20 protein-coding genes, 1 tRNA gene and 1 pseudogene are annotated in these 19,349 nt (G+C 65.2%); 3 read left to right on the forward strand and 19 right to left on the reverse strand.

From position 1 onward, the window contains the following. Window positions 1-295: 295 nt before the first annotated feature. Entirely contained in the window at window positions 296-922 is a 627-nt protein-coding gene (locus tag ACCQ15_RS15610; RefSeq protein WP_372380763.1) for a LysE/ArgO family amino acid transporter, read from the reverse strand. Window positions 923-1,023: 101 nt separating this feature from the next. Here ACCQ15_RS15610 and ACCQ15_RS15615 point away from each other — a divergent pair, with 101 nt between their 5' ends. Further along, window positions 1,024-1,926 carry a LysR family transcriptional regulator ArgP gene (locus ACCQ15_RS15615; protein ID WP_338334214.1) on the forward strand — a complete coding sequence of 301 codons (903 nt, stop codon included), beginning with the start codon at window positions 1,024-1,026 and terminating at the stop codon, window positions 1,924-1,926. A 269-nt stretch (window positions 1,927-2,195) separates the two neighbouring features. On the opposite strand, the gene ACCQ15_RS15620 is transcribed toward ACCQ15_RS15615, so the two are convergent. Beyond that, window positions 2,196-2,555, reverse strand: a complete 360-nt coding sequence (locus tag ACCQ15_RS15620; RefSeq protein ID WP_008578055.1) for a response regulator — start codon at window positions 2,553-2,555, stop codon at window positions 2,196-2,198. Continuing rightward, complete coding sequence (locus ACCQ15_RS15625) at window positions 2,552-3,559, reverse strand: sensor histidine kinase (protein WP_280300550.1); 1,008 nt, start codon at window positions 3,557-3,559, stop codon at window positions 2,552-2,554. Before ACCQ15_RS15625 ends, ACCQ15_RS15620 begins: the two co-directional genes overlap by 4 nt. Before the next feature lie 276 nt (window positions 3,560-3,835). On the opposite strand from ACCQ15_RS15625, the gene queC reads away from it, so the two are divergent. Together queC and ACCQ15_RS15635 are read left to right on the forward strand one after the other, a co-directional pair. Further along, window positions 3,836-4,510: a 7-cyano-7-deazaguanine synthase QueC gene (gene queC, locus ACCQ15_RS15630; RefSeq protein ID WP_280300553.1), complete on the forward strand. Its 675-nt coding sequence runs from the start codon at window positions 3,836-3,838 to the stop codon at window positions 4,508-4,510. A 48-nt stretch (window positions 4,511-4,558) separates the two neighbouring features. Then, window positions 4,559-4,634, forward strand: a tRNA-Lys gene (locus ACCQ15_RS15635). A 250-nt stretch (window positions 4,635-4,884) separates the two neighbouring features. On the opposite strand, the gene queE is transcribed toward ACCQ15_RS15635, so the two are convergent. The 16 genes and pseudogenes from queE to ACCQ15_RS15715 all read right to left on the reverse strand — a co-directional run bounded on the left by queE (window position 4,885) and on the right by ACCQ15_RS15715 (window position 19,257). Next, complete coding sequence (gene queE / locus ACCQ15_RS15640) at window positions 4,885-5,568, reverse strand: 7-carboxy-7-deazaguanine synthase QueE (RefSeq protein WP_218491572.1); 684 nt, start codon at window positions 5,566-5,568, stop codon at window positions 4,885-4,887. 41 nt (window positions 5,569-5,609) lie between these two features. Then, the gene (gene ybgF / locus ACCQ15_RS15645) at window positions 5,610-6,428 is read right to left on the reverse strand and encodes a tol-pal system protein YbgF (protein WP_007971751.1); all 819 of its coding nucleotides are present in this window, start codon (window positions 6,426-6,428) and stop codon (window positions 5,610-5,612) included. 6 nt (window positions 6,429-6,434) lie between these two features. Continuing rightward, window positions 6,435-6,953 carry a peptidoglycan-associated lipoprotein Pal gene (pal, locus tag ACCQ15_RS15650; protein ID WP_003482562.1) on the reverse strand — a complete coding sequence of 173 codons (519 nt, stop codon included), beginning with the start codon at window positions 6,951-6,953 and terminating at the stop codon, window positions 6,435-6,437. 57 nt (window positions 6,954-7,010) lie between these two features. After that, entirely contained in the window at window positions 7,011-8,330 is a 1,320-nt protein-coding gene (gene tolB / locus ACCQ15_RS15655) for a Tol-Pal system beta propeller repeat protein TolB (protein WP_280300573.1), read from the reverse strand. 188 nt (window positions 8,331-8,518) lie between these two features. Continuing rightward, window positions 8,519-9,559: a cell envelope integrity protein TolA gene (gene tolA / locus ACCQ15_RS15660; RefSeq protein ID WP_218557174.1), complete on the reverse strand. Its 1,041-nt coding sequence runs from the start codon at window positions 9,557-9,559 to the stop codon at window positions 8,519-8,521. Continuing rightward, on the reverse strand, window positions 9,549-9,998 hold the full coding sequence (gene tolR, locus ACCQ15_RS15665) for a protein TolR (RefSeq protein ID WP_005913652.1): 450 nt from the start codon (window positions 9,996-9,998) through the stop codon (window positions 9,549-9,551). The genes tolA and tolR overlap by 11 nt, the downstream gene beginning before the upstream one ends. Before the next feature lie 157 nt (window positions 9,999-10,155). Beyond that, window positions 10,156-10,935 carry a protein TolQ gene (gene tolQ / locus ACCQ15_RS15670; protein WP_008578063.1) on the reverse strand — a complete coding sequence of 260 codons (780 nt, stop codon included), beginning with the start codon at window positions 10,933-10,935 and terminating at the stop codon, window positions 10,156-10,158. Window positions 10,936-10,946: 11 nt separating this feature from the next. After that, on the reverse strand, window positions 10,947-11,405 hold the full coding sequence (ybgC, locus tag ACCQ15_RS15675; RefSeq protein ID WP_372380764.1) for a tol-pal system-associated acyl-CoA thioesterase: 459 nt from the start codon (window positions 11,403-11,405) through the stop codon (window positions 10,947-10,949). A 52-nt stretch (window positions 11,406-11,457) separates the two neighbouring features. Continuing rightward, a complete protein-coding gene (gene ruvB, locus ACCQ15_RS15680; protein ID WP_031423772.1) occupies window positions 11,458-12,498 on the reverse strand; it encodes a Holliday junction branch migration DNA helicase RuvB in 1,041 nt (346 codons plus the stop codon). Between the two features lie 39 nt (window positions 12,499-12,537). Next, the gene (locus ACCQ15_RS15685) at window positions 12,538-13,656 is read right to left on the reverse strand and encodes an SMI1/KNR4 family protein (protein ID WP_122272453.1); all 1,119 of its coding nucleotides are present in this window, start codon (window positions 13,654-13,656) and stop codon (window positions 12,538-12,540) included. 2 nt (window positions 13,657-13,658) lie between these two features. Continuing rightward, window positions 13,659-15,563: a potassium transporter Kup gene (locus ACCQ15_RS15690; protein WP_372380765.1), complete on the reverse strand. Its 1,905-nt coding sequence runs from the start codon at window positions 15,561-15,563 to the stop codon at window positions 13,659-13,661. 196 nt (window positions 15,564-15,759) lie between these two features. Next, window positions 15,760-16,344, reverse strand: coding sequence for a Holliday junction branch migration protein RuvA (ruvA, locus tag ACCQ15_RS15695; protein ID WP_008578070.1), 585 nt, complete (start codon window positions 16,342-16,344; stop codon window positions 15,760-15,762). A gap of 157 nt (window positions 16,345-16,501) precedes the next feature. Next, on the reverse strand, window positions 16,502-17,026 hold the full coding sequence (gene ruvC / locus ACCQ15_RS15700; protein ID WP_011348275.1) for a crossover junction endodeoxyribonuclease RuvC: 525 nt from the start codon (window positions 17,024-17,026) through the stop codon (window positions 16,502-16,504). 113 nt (window positions 17,027-17,139) lie between these two features. Further along, window positions 17,140-17,868: a YebC/PmpR family DNA-binding transcriptional regulator gene (locus ACCQ15_RS15705; RefSeq protein ID WP_372380766.1), complete on the reverse strand. Its 729-nt coding sequence runs from the start codon at window positions 17,866-17,868 to the stop codon at window positions 17,140-17,142. A gap of 89 nt (window positions 17,869-17,957) precedes the next feature. Beyond that, window positions 17,958-18,634, reverse strand: a pseudogene (locus ACCQ15_RS15710) (alpha/beta hydrolase). 95 nt (window positions 18,635-18,729) lie between these two features. Then, window positions 18,730-19,257: a GNAT family N-acetyltransferase gene (locus tag ACCQ15_RS15715; RefSeq protein ID WP_122272452.1), complete on the reverse strand. Its 528-nt coding sequence runs from the start codon at window positions 19,255-19,257 to the stop codon at window positions 18,730-18,732. Between the last annotated feature and the right edge of the window lie 92 nt (window positions 19,258-19,349).

A 19,349-nucleotide genomic window follows, 5' to 3' on the forward strand; every position in this document is an offset into this window, starting at 1 on the left:
GGCGGCAATCGCAACACGCCACTGACCTCGTCCCAAGCGCGCCCTGAGAGGCGCGCCTGGATCTTGCAACGGCGCCGTCCACATCCCAGGGACACCATCCACGGCAATGCCGCCTGTTCGCTGCCAACGAAACGGCCCAAACACCGCGAAGTGGCGCGCAATCGCAGCATCAGCGACGATCCGGTGGCCCTGGCCTGGCGGTGTACGGCAGCAGATCACGATGGATCGGGATACCCAGCTCCGATGTGTCGAAAGTCATGCGCAATGACTGCATCACACCGTCCAGCCAGAGCGATCAGCGCAGCGCCGCGTGCTCGGGTAGCAGCAACAGCACACACAGCAGCAGCATGAAGACCGCGATCAGTCCATCCAGTATTCGCCACGCACGCGGATGCCGGAACACCGGCTGCAACAAGCGGGCTTCATAGCCCAGGCCAGAGAACCAGCTCACGCTGGCGATACACGCACCCAGTGCAAATGCCCAGCGCAACGCGCCGGGGTAATGCGTGGCCAGGCTGCCGAGCAAGAGCATCGTATCGAGATAGACGTGCGGGTTGAGGAAGGTAAACCCCAGGCAGGTGAGCATGGCGCGTTGCCAGCGGTCTTCGCCGTGTTCTGCCGGCGACATCGCGCCATCTCCGCGCCAGGCACGGCAGGCGGCCATCCACCCATACACCGCCAGAAATGCGGCGCCCGCGTAGCGCAACAGCTGCAGCAGGCCCGCGTATTGCTGCGCCAACGCGCCGATTCCAGCGACGCCGAGCAGGATCAGCGCGATATCGCCAAGTGCACAGATCGTCACCACCAATCCCACGTGCTGGCGCTTGAGCCCTTGCCGCAGCACGAACGCATTCTGCGCGCCGATCGCGACGATGAGACCGGCACCGGCAAGAAAACCGGCCACTGTTGCTTGAACGATCATGGTGGTGTCTCCGAGGCAGGCGCGCATCGTGTGCCCTTACATCGAATTAGGAAAACTAAATAATCTGTATGCTGATTAGCATTTCTAATGCGGGTGAACGCATGGATCTTCTGCATCCGCAATTGGCCGCCTTCGCAGCCGTGCTGGACGAAGGCAGCTTCGACGCCGCCGCGCAGCGTCTTGCACTGACGCCCTCGGCGATCTCGCAACGCATCAAGGCGCTCGAAGACCGACTCGGGCAGGTACTGGTCATGCGCACGGCGCCTTGCCGGCCCACGCCGGCCGGCGAACGGCTGCTGCGCCGGCTCAAGCCCATGCAGGTCCTCGAAGCCGAAGCGATCGCCGACTTGCTGCCTGGCGATGGCATCGCCGGGCATCCACGTACCCTCGCCATCGCGGTCAATGACGACTCGTTGCAGACCTGGTTCCTGCAGGCGCTGTCTTCGCTGTACCAGGCGCACGGCTTCTTGTTCGATGTGCAGATGGACGACCAGGACCACACCCTGGAGTTGCTGCGCGCTGGCAGCGTGCTGGGCGCAGTCACCTCCGAGCGCGCGCCACTGCAGGGTTGCAATGTCCAGGCGTTGGGCGTGATGCGTTACCACGCGATCGCATCGGCGGCGTTCGTCGCTGCGCATTTCCAGGGTGGCTTCACTGCCGACGCGCTGGGAAAGGCGCCGATGCTGGTGTTCAATCGCAAGGACACCTTGCAGGCGCGTTTCGTCAGGCGGATCACGCGTAGCCCGCTGAGCCCGCCCACGCATTACCTGCCCACCTCCACCGGTTTTGTCGAAGCCGCTGCACGCGGGCTGGGCTGGTGCCTGGCGCCCGAAGCGATGGTGCTGCCTGCGGTGCGCAACAAGCAGGTCGTCATCGTCGACCCCACCCGCTGGCTCGATGTTCCGCTGTACTGGCAGTACGCCGCTGTGCGCTCGAACGTTTTGCAGCAACTCAACCAGGCACTGCGCGAGGCCGCTGCCACCAGCTTGCGTGGCAGCAGATAGACACCACGGCCACCGTTCTCACCGCCTGCCCGTCGCCGGGCTGCCATGCATCTGCATACGCTGCGAATTCCGCACCCATCGCCACATTGGCTGCACCTGCCACGCTAGCCGGGTAATCGCTGCGCATGCACGCGCAAGTACCGATCCCAGTCACTGTCCGAACCGGTTGAATGCCTGCGGTGCCATGCACGCCGGAGCATTGCGGCGGTCGGCGATATCGAACTTCTCAGCGCCCCCATGTCGTTCAACTGCAACAAGACCCGCGCTGATCACTCGGCGCTGCGCTGCTGCAACAGCGATAGCGCATGTTTTAGATCACGAAAATGGAAGGGTTTCTGCAGGCCATGCCGGTGCCGGTACTTTTCGGGAATCCCACCCTGCGCATAGCCGGTCACGAAGATATACGGAACACCGCGCGCATCCAGTTCTTCCGCAATCGGAAACGACAAGGTGCCGCCAAGATTGATGTCCAGCAGTGCCAGGTCGAGGTTGCCTGCCTGCACCGCTTGCAACGCAGCGTCCACGTCGGCCACGGTTGCCACCACCTCGTAGCCCAGTTCCGCCAGGCAATCCTCCAAGAGCATCGCCACCAACGATTCGTCTTCGACCAAAAGCACGCGCATGGTCATGGCCGTGCCTCGGCATGCTCGGGCGGCAACGGGATGGAAACGCGGAAGCACACGCCAGCCGGATCGAAGCACAGCTCAACGTCGCCCTTGAGGTCGTGCTTCAAGCCACGCTCCAGAAGACGCGTGCCGAACCCCTTGCGCGTGGGTGGCTGCACGGGCGGCCCCCCGGTTTCCCGCCAGATCAATTCAAGCAGCTCCTGCTCGCCACGCGTGCTGCGCTCCCACGAAACCAGCACATTGCCAGCTGGCAAGGATAAGGCGCCGTGCTTGAGCGCGTTGGTGCACAGCTCATGCAGCGCCATCGACAGCGCCAATGCCCGCCGCGGATCAAGCCGACAGGAATCACCCTGCAACGTGAAGCGCTGGCTGTCGTGCGACTCATACAGCGCGGCAGCGTCGCGGGTCAGTTCCAGGATGTCGGCGCTGACCCAGTTTTCGCGCGTCAGCGTGTCGTGTGCCCGCGACAGCGCCAGCAAGCGCGCGTCGAGCTTTTCCTGTGCGTCGGCCAGGCCACCGGCGTTGGTGAACGACTGCCGCGCCAACGATTGCACCATCACCAACGAGTTCTTGACCCGGTGGTTGAGCTCGTTGATCAACAGCTGCAGATGCTGCTCATGCTGCTTGTGTTCGGTGATGTCGCGCGTGGCGCCGGCGATCGCCTCGACGTTGCCGTCGGGTCCGAACACCGGGGTAAAAATGTAGTCGTAGATGCGCAGGCCCTTGGTCGTATGCGGGAATGGCACTTCGCCGCGCACCGGCTGGCCTGTTGCGATCACCTGTTCGATCTCTTCATCGTGCATGGCCGCATGCCAGGGCTCGTAGCCCAGTTCCAGGCAGGTTTTGCCGCAGGCGTCTTCCCAGCGCATGCCCCACATCGTCAACAACGCCTGATTGGCGTAGACGAAGCGATGCTGGATATCGAACACATACAAAAGATCCGGTGTTGCCTGTAGCAGGGCCTCGTAAATGCGCGATTTCGCTGCGTCTTCCTGATGCTCGGCCATTGCGTCATGGTTCCAAAATTGAAGCGAACGATAAATGGACTTACGTGAACGCCTGATCATGCGTATTTGACGTCGAATCCAGCTCAACAAAAACGCGCGCCGTCGCCAGACAAAGCGGTTGCAATCGACCAACGCCGCAAGCGCATTCCACTGTTTCGTGCCTGCACCGGCCAACCCCGCGCCAACCGGAGCCGGATCGAAGACCGGTCCCTGGTCGCCCTGCGCCATCGTCCCTGATAGCCTTCGGGCTTATTCCGCAGTGATCGCCGATTCGCCATGAAAAAAGCCGTTGTTCTGTTGTCCGGTGGCATGGATTCCGCCGCCGTCATCGCACTCGCGCAGGAGCAGGGCTTTGCTGTCTACGCGCTGAGCGTGCGCTATGGCCAACGCCATACGTCCGAACTGGAAGCCGCAGCGCGCGTCGCTGCCGCGCAGGGCGTCGTTGCGCACAAGGTGGTCGACGTGGACCTGCGCAGCATCGGCGGCTCGGCATTGACCGACGACATCGACGTTCCCGACGCTGGCGGCGGCGGCATCCCCGTCACCTACGTGCCCGCGCGCAACACCATCATGCTGTCGCTGGCGCTCGGTTGGGCCGAGGTCGTCGGCGCCAACGACCTGTTCTGTGGCGTCAATGCGGTGGACTACTCCGGCTACCCCGATTGCCGTCCCGAGTTCGTGCGCGCTTTCGAGGTGCTGGCCAACTTGGCCACCAAGGCAGGCGTGGAAGGTGCAGGGCTGCGCGTGCACGCACCGCTGCAGTTCCTCAGCAAGGCCGACATCGTCCGTGAAGGCGTGCGCCTGGGTGTGGACTTCGGCCTCACCGTCTCCTGCTACCGCGCCGATGCCGATGGACGCGCCTGCGGCCACTGCGACGCCTGCCGCCTGCGCGCGGCCGGCTTTGCCGATGCCGGCGTTCCCGACCCCACGCACTACGCCATTTTGTCTTGACGCCCGCGTAGGGTAGAATGCGCACCCCGACGCAATGTCGGGGTCAGTGGGCCGTTAGCTCAGTCGGTAGAGCAGAAGACTTTTAATCTTTTGGTCGATGGTTCGAATCCATCACGGCCCACCATCTCCAGCAAGGCTTTCAGCGAACTTCATCGCTCCGCAGAAGGCATCCGCTCCGCAATTGCGCAGTATTCGCTCGCCCGTACAAGCGCGCGGACACCGGCGCGCCGTTACGCTAACGCATCACCGCATAGCGGCTTACAGGTCTTTGCCACTTTGTGGGATCACCGGCTGCCTGAGCAAATCAAAACACCGTCCGGACTTTTTGCCAGCGCAAGGCAGTCGCCTGATGCACTGCGCTACGCGCCTGATCCTCACCGCCCAGGCTCGTCGTTCCACAGCAGCTTGTGCAGCTGCATCTGGAAGCGCACCGGCAAGCGGTCTGCCACGATCCAGTCGGCCAGTTGCCGCGGGCTCACCTCGCTTTTGCTGGGCGAAAACCACACCGTGCAGCGGCGATCCAGTGCATGCGCGGCGACGATCTCGCGCGACCATTCATAGTCGGCGCGGCTGCAGATCACGAACTTGATCTGGTCACGCGCGGTCAGCAGCGGCAGGTTTTCCCAGCGATTGCGTGCCTCCTCGCCGGATGCGGGCGTCTTGATGTCGACCACGCGCGAGACGCGCGGATCGACGGCAGACACGTCCAGCGCACCTGAGGTCTCCAACGAGACGTCGTAACCGGCGTCGCAGAGCTTCTCCAGCAGACCCAAGCAACGCTTCTGCGCCAACGGCTCGCCGCCGGTCACGCAGACATGGCGCACGCCATGACTGGCGACTTCGGCGACGATTGCGTCAATGTCATGCCACTGCCCGCCATGGAACGCGTAGGCGGTGTCGCAGTACAGGCAGCGCAACGGGCAGCCGGTCAGGCGCACGAATACCGTGGGCCAGCCAGCCGCTTCGGCCTCGCCTTGCAGGGACAAAAAGATTTCGGTGATCTTCAATCGCGGCAATGGCGACTGGACGATCTCGCTGGGGACGGCGGCGGCATTCATGGGCAAAGTATGCGCCGTGCCGGCAGGCACGAACGCGAGGCTCAGCGCAGTTGCTGGCCGAGACGGATGGACTGCAGGCGCTCCTGCGCAACGCGTGCCGCGTCGGAGCCGGGGTACTGCGAAGCAACCTGCTGCAAGGTCTGCTGGGCCTCGTTGTTCTTGCCTTCGCCGTACTGCGACAGGCCAAGCTTCAACAAGCCGCCGGCGGCCTTGTCATGCGTGGGATAGCGGCTGACGAGATCACGGAACTGCGCCTCGGCAAGCTGGAAATTACGGGTGGCGTAATAGCTCTCGCCCAGCCAATACAAGGCATTGGGGGTATACACGCCGTTGGGATAGAGCTCCAGAAAGCTCAGGAACAGCTGCGACGCATCGTCGTACTTGCCGTTCTTCAATGCATCGAAGGCCACGTTGTAGGCCGTACGTTCGTCGTTGCTGACGGCCAGGGTGCCTGGGTCGCCATGGACGGTGGGCGGCTTCTCGGAAGTTGCCGCCGCTGCGGGCCGCGCGGCAGGTGCCGGGGCCGGGGTCACGCTGCCGGTCGCTGGGGGCAATGGCGGTGTTGCGCCACCTGCGCCTTCCAACCGGTTCAAGCGTCCATCCAGGTCCAGATATTGGTCCTTGGACTGCTGCTTGAGTTGCTCATTGTCGTGCTGCAGCTGTTCGACGGTCGACCGCAATGCCTGCAGGTCCGAACGCGCCTGCTGCAGCTGATTGAGGAGATCGTTGTTGGCCTGACTATTGGCCTGCTGCTGCTCGAGCACGGCCACACGATCAGCGAGACTGGCTCGCTGGGCGTATGCCGGCGCGGCGACCACGAGGGCCGCCGCGACGAACAGGGATGTCACTCGAAAGCGCATCGCTTCTTACTGAGCCGTGTACACGATTTCGACGCGGCGGTTCTGCGACCAGCAGGACTCGTTCGACTCGGTGCAGACCGGACGCTCTTCGCCGTAGCTGACGACGGTCAGCTGGCTGGCCGAGCCGCCGGCAGCCTGCAGCGAGGACGACACGGCATTGCCGCGACGCTCGCCCAGGCCCATGTTGTACTCACGCGAACCACGCTCGTCCGCATTGCCCTGCAGGGTGATGCGCGAGGAAGGACGGTCACGCAGGTACTTGGCGTGGCAAGCCATGATGGCCTGGAATTCCGGCTTCAGGGAGTCCTGATCCAGATCGAAGTAAACAACGCGCTGACGCAGGCAGGCATCGGTATCCAGGTCGCCCGGGCCGTACAGGCCAGAGGTGGACGGGCCGGTGGGAACCGAGGAACCAGCGGTGGTATCGGTCGCAGGAGGCGGAGTTTCCTTCACCTTCTTCGAGCAACCAGCCAGCACAGCAACGGACAGCAGGGAGACAAGCAAGACGCGGGTGGACTTGTTCATGGGGTACCTATGGAGGCTCTGGGCCAATGAGTGGTTTAACGCAGCGAAATATTAACATTAATGCGCGGTTCGGTAAGGCCCCCATGCGGGTTCTCTCACATCGCCGTCGGCCAGCACCAGGCGCTGGCGGACCCGAGCGTCGGAGGAGACCGCGTACAGCACGCCACGGCCGCCTTCGCGTGCGGCGTACAACACCATGCTGGCGTTAGGCGCAAAGCTCGGCGATTCGTCCAGCGACCCCGGCGACAGGGTGCTCCAGCTAGGCGAACCCAGGCTACGGTCCATCATCGCGATGCGGTAGGTGTTGCCGCTGCCCTGAGCCACGGCAATCTTCTTGCCGTCGAACGACACGCTGGCGGTGGCGTTGTAGTTGCCCTGGAAGGTGACGCGGTTGGCGCTGCCGCCGCTGGCTGCCACCTGGTAGATCTGCGGACGACCACCGCGATCGGAGGTGAAGTAGATGCTGCCGCCATCCGGTGCCCAGGTCGGCTCGGTGTCGATGCCGAAGTGGTTGGTGAGCTGGGTGAGCTGCTTGCTCCCCAGGTCCATCACGTAGATTTCCGGGTTACCGCTGCGCGACAGCGCCAGCGCCAGGCGACGCCCGTCCGGCGAGAACGACGGCGCGCCGTTGATGCCACGGAAGCTGGACACCAGTTCGCGTGCACCGGTGGCGATGTCCTGCAGGTAGATCGACGAGTTGCCGCGCTCGAAGCTCACATATGCCAGCTTCTTGCCGTCCGGGCTCCAGTTGGGCGACAGCAGCGGCTCGGCCGAACGCACGATGGTCTGCGGGTTGTAGCCGTCCGAGTCGGCCACCATCAGCGCATAACGCATGGCGCCGCCCTTGCCGCTGGCAGTCACATAGGCAATGCGGGTCCAGAAGGCACCGCGCACGCCTGTGATTTTCTCGTAGATGGCATCGGCCATCTGGTGCGAAACATCGCGCATTGCATTGGCACGCGCCGTCATCGCCAGGCCCAGCATGCGCTCGCCCTTGGCCACGTCGAACAACTCGTATTCGACCCGGTATGCGCCTTCGCCGGCGTCCATGACGCGGCCGACCACGATGTAGTTCTGCTTGAGGGCGCGCCAGGTCTGGAACTGCACCTCGGTGCCACGGGTCGGCTTTTCGACGATCTGCGCGGCCGGCAACGTGCGGAACTGCCCGGAACGATCCAGGTCGGCGCCGACCACGGCGGACACGTCGGTCTGCGGCGCGGTGCCCGAGCCCTGATACGGCATCGGAATGACAGCGATCGGCGTGGCAGACGCGCTACCGCCGACGATATCGATGGTGAGACCTTGCTGCTGCGCGAGTGCGCTCAGCGGCAACAACAGGGCGGTCAAGGCGGCTAGCCAACGCAGCGGTTTTTTCATGGACGGCTCGGATCGGGCAGGAAAAGTGTGCAAGGGATAGCAATCAACGAGTGAACATACTCGCAATCGTGAATGAGTTGACGTGAAAACGGAGCGAGCGATGGTGTAGCGACATGGACAGCCCCATGGGCGATCACGCGGGGTGGCACCAGGCTGCGGCGCCAGTGGCCGCCGCAGCCAGACAACGATTACTGATCCTGCGCAGTGAACACAAAGGTCAGGTTGCGCTGGAACACCGACTCGAACCCGCGGTAAGGCAAGGGCTGGGCGCTCAACACGGCCGCTTCGATCGAACGCTGGCCAGCCTCGTCGTAGGGGCAGCCCGGCGCCACCTTGGCCTCCATCACGCTGCCGCCCGGCAACTGGCGGATGTTGATGGTGCATTTCTGGCCTGGCGGCACCGACGGCGGACGCACCCACTGCGCCAACACTTTCTGTTGAATCGCCGCGGCGTATTTGGCCGACAGGTCGGTACTGGTACCGCCCTGCCCTGCGGTCGGTTGCGCGCTGCTCGCCGCGGCCGCGGAGGCCTGCTGCGCACGTGCGGCGGCGACCTGGCGCAACTTCTGTTCGGCCAGCGCCATCTCCTTATCGGCTTGCGCGCGCTGACGACGGATATCGGCGATCTTCTTCTGGCGTTCGGCTTCTTCCGCCGCCTGCTGTGCGGCCGCCTGTTTCTTCTTGGCGTCGGCCTCTTCCTGCTGCTTGGCAAGGCGCAGTTTCTGCTCGGCCTCTTCCTGGCGTTTCCGCTCGGTCAGGTCGATCTGCTCCTGGCGACGCTTGGCTTCCTGTTCCTGCTTGGCCTTTTCGGCGGAAATGGCCAGTGCATCCACCCGCTCCTGGTCGACCTTGTCGGGCTGGGCTATGCGCTCCTGTGCCTGCGCCTGCTGCGGCGTGGGCGCATCCTGCGGGCGCGGCTCGGGGATCGGCTGCGGCGGTGGCACGCTGTCTTCCGGCGCGGGCTCGGGCAACGGCGCAGGCGGGGGCGGCGTTTCGACCGGCGTGGCCTTCAGTGCCTGGCGCGCAACCCGCGCCTCGGCAGCCGACACGTCCAGCGAGGCCTCCATGCTGGGGTCGCCGGCCGCCGGCTCCACCGAGCGTTCGGGCGACCACAGCCAGCCGGCGATAAACACCAGCGCGACCAGGACGTGCACGACCAATGCCAGGACGACCGGTCGAAACCAGCCGTCATCGCGCGCCGTCTGCGTGGGGAGTGCGTCAGCGTGCATCGCTGCCTGCGGTGCCGCCGGAGTCGGAAATCAGGCCCACTTTCTCGACCTTGGCCTGCTTGAGCACGTCGATGGCATCCATGATCTTCTGGTACGGCGCGGCGCGATCGCCGGCCACCACCACACGTGCGTCCTTGTCCTGCGCCACGATGGCAGCAAGCTGTGCCTGCAGCGCAGCCACGTCCATCGCCTGCGGCTTGCCCTTGGGCAGCTGCAGCGCCAATTTGCCATCGGCAGCGACCACCACCACGACCGGGTCCTGCTTGCTTTCCAGCGCCTTGGCGCGCGAGCTGGGCAGGCTGACGTCGGTACTCAGGGTCAGCAACGGTGCGGTGACCATGAAGATGATCAGCAGCACCAGCATCACGTCGATATACGGCACGACGTTGATGTCGGATTTGAGCTTGCGCTTCTTACGACGGGAAATACCGGAGATCATCGCGAAACGTTCCTAATTAGTCCTCGGCGCCGGCTGGTAGTGCGCTTGCACGATGCCCCGAAAAGGGACACCTGCACGTGGCACTGCGCACCGACGCGACTGGCCCTGCCGGACACTTCCCGCGTCACGCCATGCGGGGGCATGCCGGCAGCGCGCATCACTCGTCCGCGCCGGCCTGGCGCTGCAGGATGGAGCTGAACTCGTCGGCGAAGGTCTCATAGCGCACCGACAGCCGTTCCACGCGGGTGGTGAAGCGGTTGTAGGCCCACACGGCCGGAATCGCCACGAACAGACCGATGGCGGTGGCGAACAACGCTTCGGAGATACCCGGCGCCACCGCGGCGATACCGGCCTGCTCGCCGCTGCTGACCATGTCGTGCATGGTCACCATGATGCCGAACACGGTGCCGACCAGGCCGACGTACGGCGCAGTGGAGCCGATGTTGGCCAGCAGTTCGAGGTTGCGCTCGAGCTGGTCGACTTCGCGCGTGAACGCGGTACGCATGGCACGCTGCGCGCCTTCCAGCTGCACGCGCGCATCCAGACGGCGGCGGTCGCGTAGACGCGAGAACTCGCGGAAGCCGCTTTCGAACATCGATTCCAGACCGCCTACGGTGCGGTTGCGGTCGGTGGCCGAGGCGTACAGCTTGGCCAGGTCCGCACCGGACCAGAAGCGGTTCTCGAACTCGTCGGCCTCGCGATTGGCCAGCTTGAACGCACGCGCCTTGCGGAAAATGATCACCCAGCTGATGAACGAGCCGATCAGCAGCAGCAGCACGATGATCTTGACCGGGATACTGGCGCGCAGGATCAGGTCTACATAGTTGATGCTGCTGTTGTGCGCCACGCTGGCGGTCTGCGCCGCGGCAGCGGCGACGTCCTGCGGCAGTGCTTCCACTACCGTGTCCTGCAGGGCCAGGAGCAATGCAATCGACATCCGTTCGTTCCTCAGTAATCGAATTCTGGGGTTTCTAGAGCTTTCAACACGTCATACAGCGCATCGTCCATGCCACGCGGACGGAAGTCGCTGGTACCGAGCGCGGCAATACGCACCTCGGCGGTCAGCAGCACTTCGCCTTCGCGACGGACCGATTGCGCGAACAGCAGGCTGGCCCGTCTGCATCGCAGCAACACCGCCGACACTGACAGCGCGTCGTCGAGCCGGGCCGGCTTGAGGAAATCCAGTTGCATCGCGCGGACCGCAAACACCAGGTCGTGCTCCTGGCGCATACGCTCCTGCCCGTAGCCGAGCGCGCGCATCCACTCCGTGCGCGCGCGTTCCATGAAGGCCACGTAGCGCGCGTGGTAGACCACCCCGCCGGCGTCGGTATCTTCCCAGTAGACGCGTGTCGGCCAACTGAATACCGGCAGGGATTGGGGATTGGAGAATGGGGATTCGATGGTCATGGGCACGGAATTTCGGTCGTGACGGCCCAGGTTGGCGACCAGCAGAGCGTCGTCAAAACAGGTCTCCCGGTTCGCCGATGCCCGGGGTGCGCTCGCGCGGCACCTTCAGGCCCAGATGCAGATAGGCCTTGGGCGTAACCATGCGGCCGCGCGCAGTGCGGATCAGAAAGCCCTGCTGGATCAGGTACGGCTCGATGACGTCTTCCAGCGTGCCGCGCTCCTCCGACAGCGAGGCGGCCAGCGATTCCACGCCGACCGGGCCGCCATCGAAGTGTTCGACGATGGTGCGCAACATGCGACGGTCGAGCTCGTCAAAGCCTTCCGGATCCACTTTCAGCATCTGCATGGCCGCCTGCGCCACCGGCAGATCGATATGCCCGGCCGCCTTGACCTGGGCGTAGTCGCGCACGCGACGCAGCAGCCGGTTGGCGATACGCGGGGTGCCGCGCGCGCGGCGTGCGATTTCCGCCGCGCCTTCGGGCGTGCAGTCGATGCCCAGAATGGCCGCCGAGCGAATCACGATGCGGGTCAATTCCTGCGGGGAATAGAATTCCAGCCGCTGCACGATGCCGAAGCGGTCGCGCAAGGGCGCGGTGAGCAGGCCGGCACGGGTGGTGGCACCGATCAGGGTGAACGGCGGCAGGTCGATCTTGATCGAGCGCGCGGCCGGGCCGTCGCCGATCATGATGTCGATCTGAAAATCTTCCATCGCCGGGTACAGCACTTCTTCCACCACCGGCGAAAGGCGATGGATTTCGTCGATGAACAACACATCGTGCGGCTGCAGGTTGGTGAGCAACGCCGCCAGATCGCCGGCCTTTTCGATCACCGGGCCAGAGGTCACGCGCAGGCTCACGCCCAGCTCGTTGGCGATGACGTGACTCAGCGTGGTCTTGCCGAGCCCGGGCGGCCCGAAGATCAGCACATGATCCATCGCCTCGCCACGCGCCTTGGCGGCCTGGATGTAGATCTCCATCTGCTCGCGCACCGGCTGCTGACCGAGATAATCGGCCAGGCGCTTGGGACGAATGCTCGCATCGGCGGCGTCGTCTTCGCGGGTGGAGCTGCTGGCGATGATGCGCTGCTCAGTCATCCGGCCATCTTCTCATGCCGCGCGCGGATGGCCCAACATCTAGACATCAAGCTCGGCCTGGCGCAGCACTGCGAAGAAGGCATCGAAGCGCGCGGCGCGCCAGGTCGGCACCAGCCCTTCCCAGTTTTCGAAATAGACGACCTCCGGCTCGCATTGCGGGCCGCGCGCGCGGTAGTCCAGGCACAGCAGGCTATCGACGTTATGGCAAGACAGCACCAGCACCTGATCCAGGCCGGCGTGCAGGCAGGCCGCAGCGCGGAAGTCACTCCGGTCTTCGAAGGCGTCGGCAAAATCCAGCACGCTGCGGATCTGCGCCAGCGGCGATAGATCGCGATCCACCAGCACGCATTCCCAATCCACGTAGTGATCGGACGGAAAACGGGTACGCGGCACCCAGCACCAGCCGGTATCGCCCCCGTCCTGGACACTGTAGAGACGCTTGAACAATGCCGGCAGGCGCACGCCCAGGCGTGCTTCGGCCTCAGCGAAGGCATCGGCGTCCGCTGCGGCTCCGCCGTCGTTCCGCCCATCGGCGCCGCTCCAGAACGTGGTCAATGCCGGCGGCTGCGGCTGCCACTGCACCACATCTGCGTCGTGCTTGGCCTGCAACGCGGGGGACCAATAGTGGACATCGACCAACTGCGCCAGCAGGTCCTCCACGTTGGCGAACACCGCCAACCGGCGCTTGTCGCCCGCATCGACGTAGACCAGGGTAGGCTCGGCACCGGATGCGGAGTAGTCCAGGCACAGCGCCCGGCTCGGCGAACGGTCATCGGCCGCGATGACGATCAGATGGCGATCATCGCCACCGGCAGCAAGCCCGGCAAACGCGTCGTCGCGGTACTCCTCGCGGGCACGCACTTGCGCAAAGGAAAACAGCTCCGCACTGCCGAGCAGGCGCGCGCGCGGGAACAGCCATTCGGCCTTGAGCCAGTTGCCAGGCTCATCCAGGGACTGACCACGCGCCATCTGCACCGCGCCGCCGTCGTAGCGTGCGTACAACTCACGCAGCCAGGCCGGCAGGCGGACACCGAGCCGCGTTTGCGCCGCCGCGATCGCGGCCTCGGTGGCCGGCACGCGCCCGAGGTTGAGTGCGTCATCCCAGAAGGTGTCCAGGCTCGGTGAGCGCCCGTAGACCATCCACTTGAGCGCGGCCACGCTCAGATTTCCACTTGCGCGCCCAACTCGACCAGGCGGTTACCGGGGATGCGGAAGAATCCGGTGGCCGGGGCGGCATTGCGATGCATCAGGGCGAACAACTTGTCGCGCCAGATCGGCATGCCGCGATTGGCGCTGGCCACGATGGTTTCGCGGCTGGCGAAATAGGTGGTGTCCATCGGATCGAAATAGATCCCGCCCTGATCGCAGGAGCGCATCAGCGCCAGCGGCACGTCCGGGGTCTCCATGAAACCGAAGCGCACATGCACGCGGTAGAACTCGTCGCCGATCGCGTCGATCTTGAGCCGTTTCCCGGCGGCCGCGTACGGCACCTGCAGGGTTTCCACGGTCAGGAACACGTTGCGCTCGTGCAGCACCTTGTTGTGCTTGAGGTTATGCATCAGCGCGTGCGGCACCACCATCGGGTCGGCGGTCAGGAACACCGCCGTGCCGGGCACGCGCACCGGCGGCGCCAGCATCAACCCGGGCAGGAAGGTGTCCAGCTTGATACCGTCCTTGCGGATCTCGTCGTGCAGCAGCTTGCGGCCGCGGCGCCAGGTACGCATCAGGGTGAACAGGATCAGACCCAGCAACAACGGGAACCAGGCGCCGTCCAGGAACTTGATGATGTTGGCGTAGAAGAACGCGCAGTCCACGGCCAGGAACACCAGCGCGAACAACCACAGCAGCGGCGCCGGCACGCGCGGGTTGGCACGCGCGTAGATGATCATCAACACGGTGGTGATCAGCATGGTGCCGGTCACCGAAACGCCGTACGCGGTGGCCAACGAGGCCGAGTCGCCGAAACCGATCACGGCCACCGCCACCAGCGCCAGCAGGCACCAGTTCACCGCCGGCACATAGATCTGGCCGATGGTGGAGTGCGAGGTATGGCGAATGTGCATGCGCGGGATGTAGCCGAGCTGCATGGCCTGGCTGGCCACCGAATAGGCGCCGGTGATCAGCGCCTGCGAGGCAATCACCGTGGCTGCAGTGGCGAGCACGATCATGGGGTACAGCGCCCACTCGGGCACCGCCTCGTAGAACGGGTTGCTGACCGCGGCCGGATTGCGCAGCATCAGCGCGCCCTGCCCTAGGTAGGTCAAGGTCAGCATCGGCAGGACCACGAACTGCCACGAGCGGCGGATCGCCTTGGCGCCGAAATGGCCCATGTCCGCGTACAGCGCTTCGCCACCGGTCACTGCCAGCACCACTGCGCCCAGCACGAACACCGCATGCCAGTTGTGTTGCGCGAAGAAGCGCACGCCCCACCACGGATTCAGCGCATGCAGCACTTCCGGTGCGCGGGCCATGTTGTAGACGCCGATCGCGCCCAACGCGAAGAACCAGAGCAGTGTGATCGGCCCGAATGCCTTGCCGACACGTTCGGTACCGAAGCGCTGCGCAAGGAACAGCATGCCCAGTACCACCAAGGTGATCGGCACCACGAACGGCTCCAGCCTGGGCGCAGCCACCTCCAGGCCCTCCACCGCCGACAGCACCGAAATCGCCGGGGTGATGACGCCGTCGCCAAAGAACAGCGAGGCACCGAAGATGCCGAGGATGCCGACCACGTACATCGAGCGCGAACCGCCCGGCAGGGTGCGTTGCGCCAGCGCGGTCAGCGCCATGATGCCGCCCTCGCCGTCGTTGTCGGCGCGCATGATCACGGTGACGTACTTGAGCGTGACCACCAGCATCAGCGCCCAGAACACCAGCGACAGGATGCCCAGCACGGTGTCGTGGTCCGGGGTCAGCCCGTAGTGCGGCGAAAACGCTTCCTTAAGCGTATACAGCGGGCTGGTACCGATATCGCCGAAGACGACGCCGATCGCGCCGATGACCAGGGCGGCCTGGCTGTTGGCGGGCGCGTGGCTGGAGCCGGCTGATTTGGGGGTGTGGGACATGAGGTGGGCAGTTTTCGCCAGACAGCGTGAAGATGATGAGGGAGCCAGCACCTGTCGAAGGTGCCTGCACTGACGTCACAGACACCCAAGGTACGGGCTGGCCGCGGGCAAGGATGCGCAGTGTACGGGCCGCCCCTGTCGATGCCGAGTGCCGGCCGCGCCCGCTTTGCGGCCAGGCGATGGTTCGTGGCCGCGCTCAGCGCAGCGCGGCTTGCAGTGCCTTGCGGATGACCGTGGCGACCTCGTCACCTTCTGCACCGGCGTCGCGCGCCATGCGGGCGGCCTCGGCCGGCTTGTAGCCCAGCTGTTGCAAGGCCACGGTGGCTTCGGAAACGGCGTCGGGCCCCAACTGGCCGGTGATCGGGGCGCCGCTGCTGAAATCGGCCGCGCGGTCGCGCAGTTCCACCACCATGCGCTCGGCGGTCTTCTTGCCGATCCCGGGAATGCGCGTCAGCGCGGTGATGTCGCCACTGGTGATCAGGCGGGCGAACTCGTCCACGCTGACCCCGGACAACACCGCCAGCGCAATCTTGGCGCCGATACCGGTGACCTTCTGCACATCGCGGAACAACCGCCGCTCGCCTTCGCGCAGGAAACCGTACAGCGCGACGCTGTCTTCCTTCTGCGCGTAATGGGTGAACAGGATCACGTCGCGACCGACATCGGGCAGATCGTAGAAGGTGCTCATCGGCGCCTCCAGCTCATACCCCACCCCGCCCACGTCGATCACCAGCCACGGCGGCTGCTTGTAGGCCAGGATCCCGCGCAGACGGCCGATCATTGGGCACCGCCGTTGTGGTGCCGGGATTGGGGATTCGAGATTGGGGATTGGCAAGAACCCTCGCTGCCGTCAACAACGGTCCCAGCCCGACGAAGCGGCACAGCGCGCGCGGACTCGCGGTTGCGAATCCCCAATCCCAAATCCCGAATCCCGATTATCATTTCTTGCGGCTCCAGGCCTGTTGGGTATTGACGCCCAGGCGTTGCGCGGTGGCGCGCACGTGGGCGTGAGTGATGGCGACCGCCAATGCGTCGGCGGCGTCGGGCTGCAGCTTGCCTTTCAGGTTGAGCATGATGCCGACCATGTGCTGGACCTGCACCTTGTCCGCGCCGCCCTTGCCGACCAACGCCAGCTTGACTTCGGTGGCAGCGTACTCGTGCACCGGCAGGTCGCGCATGACCACCGCGCAGATCGCCGCGCCGCGCGCGTGGCCGAGCTTGAGCGCCGAAGCGGCGCTCTTGCCCATGAACACCCTTTCGATCGCCACCTCATCCGGCCGGTAGGTCTCGATCAGCTCGCCCAGCCCCTGCAGCAGCCGCTTGAGCCGTTGGGAGAAATCACCCTCCCCCAGCAGCATCAGCGGCGCGTGGTGCACATGCCGGCTGCGACCGTCCTCGTCGATATCGATGATGCCGATGCCGGTGCGCTGCGAACCGGGATCGATGCCCAGGATGCGGGTCATCTGGAAGCCGGGATTGGGGATTGGGGATTGGGGATTGGCGCAACGCACACAATGCAGCGGTCGCTTCGCTGTTGCGAATCCCGAATGCCCAATCCCGCCATCCCCATCTTCATTTACGCGCCAAGCGCCGCTTGTTCGACGTTCGAATACACGTCCTGTACGTCGTCCAGGTCTTCGAGCATGTCCAGCAGCTTGCGGACCTGCACGGCGGTCTCGCCGTCCACGGCGATGTCGTTGTCGGCGCGGAAGGTGATTTCGGCGTGCGCCGGTTCCAGCCCGGCAGCGACCAGGGCGTCCCTGACCTGGGCGAAGGCGTCCGGGGCGGTCAGCACATCGATGGCGCCGTCTTCCGGATACACCACCACATCGTCGGCGCCGGCTTCGATGGCGGCATCGGTGAGGGTGTCTTCATCGATGCCGGCAGCGAAGCTCAGCACGCCCAGGCGCTTGAACATGAAGGCCACCGAGCCCTCGGTGCCCATGTTGCCGCCGCATTTGCTGAAGGCATGGCGCACGTCGGCCACGGTGCGCACGCGGTTGTCGGTCAGGCAGTCCACGATCACCGCCACGCCACCAGGCGCGTAGCCCTCGTAGCGCACTTCTTCGTATTCCACCCCTTCCAGCTCGCCGGTGGACTTCTTGATGGCGCGCTCCATCACGTCCTTGGACATGTTCGACGACAGGCCCTTGTCCATGGCCGTCCGCAGCCGCGGATTATTGGACGGGTCGCCGCCGCCGGCGCGGGCCGCCACGCTGATCTCGCGGATGATCTTGGTAAACATCTTGCCGCGCTTGGCGTCGGAGGCGTTCTTGCGGCCTTCGATCGAGGGACCTCTACCCATGGGTGGTTCCAGACTGGCTTCAATGACAGGGCGCGGATTTTACCTGATTGCCCGCCCTCACCGGGGCAGCGACATCCGCCTGCGCATGTTTACGACTTGAAGCGGCCGGTGCGCAGAAAGGCCAGCGCCTGTGCGGCGGCTTCGGGCGAGCGCAACAGGCCGCTGTGGCTTGCCTGCACCACGCAATGATCGCGCAGCCCGGGCAGGCGGGTTTCGGCCAGCGCCACGGTGCCGTCCGAGCCGCCGTCGAGCGGGGCGAGCCAGCGGCCGATCCCACGCGCCACGTTCCCGGCCACCTGACCGATCTCGGCCTGGCCGTCCCAGCGCACAAAGCCCTGTTGCAGATCGCGGCGCTGCGGCCCAGCGCCCATAGCCCGCCACGTTGCGCCAGCCCGCGCGCGGCGGCGCTGCCGCACAACGGCGAGCCCAGGCAGACCACGCGACGCACCGGCAGGTCGGGGGCATCCTGCAATGCCTGCAGGGCCATCAGCCCACCCAGGCTATGACAGATCACCAGCTGCGCGCGGCTGGCGCGCAGGCGCTCGATCAGACGCGGCACCGCATGCGCGGGGCCGCCGAGCACGCTGGCGTAACCGAACAGCGCAGGCGCCAGCCCGTTGGCACGCATCCGCCGCGCCAATGGCAGCAGCCAGTGCGCGGTGTTCCAGATGCCGTGCACCAGCAGCACGTCGGCGGTCGCAGCGCGCGTACCGTCGCGCGGACTGCGCCGCGGCGCCGCCGGGCCGATGGAGGATGCGCTGGACACTGAGATGGTTACCTGCAGAGGGCATCAACTGCGTGTCCGTTGCGCGCTGACGCCAAGCGAACGCGCAACCGCAACGGGCGGCAGCACGGGTGCGATCAGTCCGCTGCCAGCACCGGGCTGCGCCGCAGGATGTATTCGCGGTCGACGATCTTGCCCACCGGAAAATCGTATTCGCCCACCTTTTCGAAACCATAGCGGGCGTAGAAGCGTTGCGCGCCGAAATTCTCCGACCACACGCCGATCCACAAGGTGCGTGGGCCATCGCGCTCCAACCATTGCAGCGCAGTTTCGAACAATCGGCTGCCCCAGCCGCTGTTCTGATAGTCCTTCAGCAGATACAGCCGCTTCAGCTCCCCATCGCCGGGACGCACCTGATCGTGCGGCAGCCCGCAGGGGCCGGCGGCCGCGTGGCCGACCAGCAGGTTGTCCATCTCCAGCAGCCAGATCGCGTAATCCGGATGCGACAGCACGGTGCGCGCGCGCCCCACGGCATAGGTCTCTTCCAGAAAACCGCGCAGGTCCTCTTCCGGATACAGGTGCCCGAAGGTTTCGGTAAAGGTCTGCGCGGCCAGAAGCGACAGCGCTTCGGCATCGTCCGGCGTGGCGCGGCGAATGCGGGTCATGCGGGTCCCTCTGGCAAGTCGACGCGGCAGCTTCTCGCATGCTGCGGCGTTGCTGCAAGTGGGGAATCGGAAATGGGGAATGGGGAGTTGTC

Origin of the sequence: Xanthomonas sp. NCPPB 1754 (assembly GCF_041475725.2) — a bacterium.
GTDB classification, from domain to species: Bacteria; Pseudomonadota; Gammaproteobacteria; order Xanthomonadales; family Xanthomonadaceae; genus Xanthomonas; species Xanthomonas euvesicatoria.

Excerpts from the sequence above, each read along its gene's own strand:
- ACCQ15_RS15610 (WP_372380763.1), bottom strand. The coding sequence starts at position 922 with ATGATCGTTCAAGCAACAGTGGCCGGTTTTCTTGCCGGTGCCGGTCTC.
- ACCQ15_RS15615 (WP_338334214.1), top strand. The coding sequence starts at position 1,024 with ATGGATCTTCTGCATCCGCAATTGGCCGCCTTCGCAGCCGTGCTGGAC.
- ACCQ15_RS15620 (WP_008578055.1), bottom strand. The coding sequence starts at position 2,555 with ATGACCATGCGCGTGCTTTTGGTCGAAGACGAATCGTTGGTGGCGATG.
- ACCQ15_RS15625 (WP_280300550.1), bottom strand. The coding sequence starts at position 3,559 with ATGGCCGAGCATCAGGAAGACGCAGCGAAATCGCGCATTTACGAGGCC.
- queC (WP_280300553.1), top strand. The coding sequence starts at position 3,836 with ATGAAAAAAGCCGTTGTTCTGTTGTCCGGTGGCATGGATTCCGCCGCC.
- queE (WP_218491572.1), bottom strand. The coding sequence starts at position 5,568 with ATGAATGCCGCCGCCGTCCCCAGCGAGATCGTCCAGTCGCCATTGCCG.
- ybgF (WP_007971751.1), bottom strand. The coding sequence starts at position 6,428 with ATGCGCTTTCGAGTGACATCCCTGTTCGTCGCGGCGGCCCTCGTGGTC.
- pal (WP_003482562.1), bottom strand. The coding sequence starts at position 6,953 with ATGAACAAGTCCACCCGCGTCTTGCTTGTCTCCCTGCTGTCCGTTGCT.
- tolB (WP_280300573.1), bottom strand. The coding sequence starts at position 8,330 with ATGAAAAAACCGCTGCGTTGGCTAGCCGCCTTGACCGCCCTGTTGTTG.
- tolA (WP_218557174.1), bottom strand. The coding sequence starts at position 9,559 with ATGCACGCTGACGCACTCCCCACGCAGACGGCGCGCGATGACGGCTGG.
- tolR (WP_005913652.1), bottom strand. The coding sequence starts at position 9,998 with ATGATCTCCGGTATTTCCCGTCGTAAGAAGCGCAAGCTCAAATCCGAC.
- tolQ (WP_008578063.1), bottom strand. The coding sequence starts at position 10,935 with ATGTCGATTGCATTGCTCCTGGCCCTGCAGGACACGGTAGTGGAAGCA.
- ybgC (WP_372380764.1), bottom strand. The coding sequence starts at position 11,405 with ATGACCATCGAATCCCCATTCTCCAATCCCCAATCCCTGCCGGTATTC.
- ruvB (WP_031423772.1), bottom strand. The coding sequence starts at position 12,498 with ATGACTGAGCAGCGCATCATCGCCAGCAGCTCCACCCGCGAAGACGAC.
- ACCQ15_RS15690 (WP_372380765.1), bottom strand. The coding sequence starts at position 15,563 with ATGTCCCACACCCCCAAATCAGCCGGCTCCAGCCACGCGCCCGCCAAC.
- ruvA (WP_008578070.1), bottom strand. The coding sequence starts at position 16,344 with ATGATCGGCCGTCTGCGCGGGATCCTGGCCTACAAGCAGCCGCCGTGG.
- ruvC (WP_011348275.1), bottom strand. The coding sequence starts at position 17,026 with ATGACCCGCATCCTGGGCATCGATCCCGGTTCGCAGCGCACCGGCATC.
- ACCQ15_RS15705 (WP_372380766.1), bottom strand. The coding sequence starts at position 17,868 with ATGGGTAGAGGTCCCTCGATCGAAGGCCGCAAGAACGCCTCCGACGCC.
- ACCQ15_RS15715 (WP_122272452.1), bottom strand. The coding sequence starts at position 19,257 with ATGACCCGCATTCGCCGCGCCACGCCGGACGATGCCGAAGCGCTGTCG.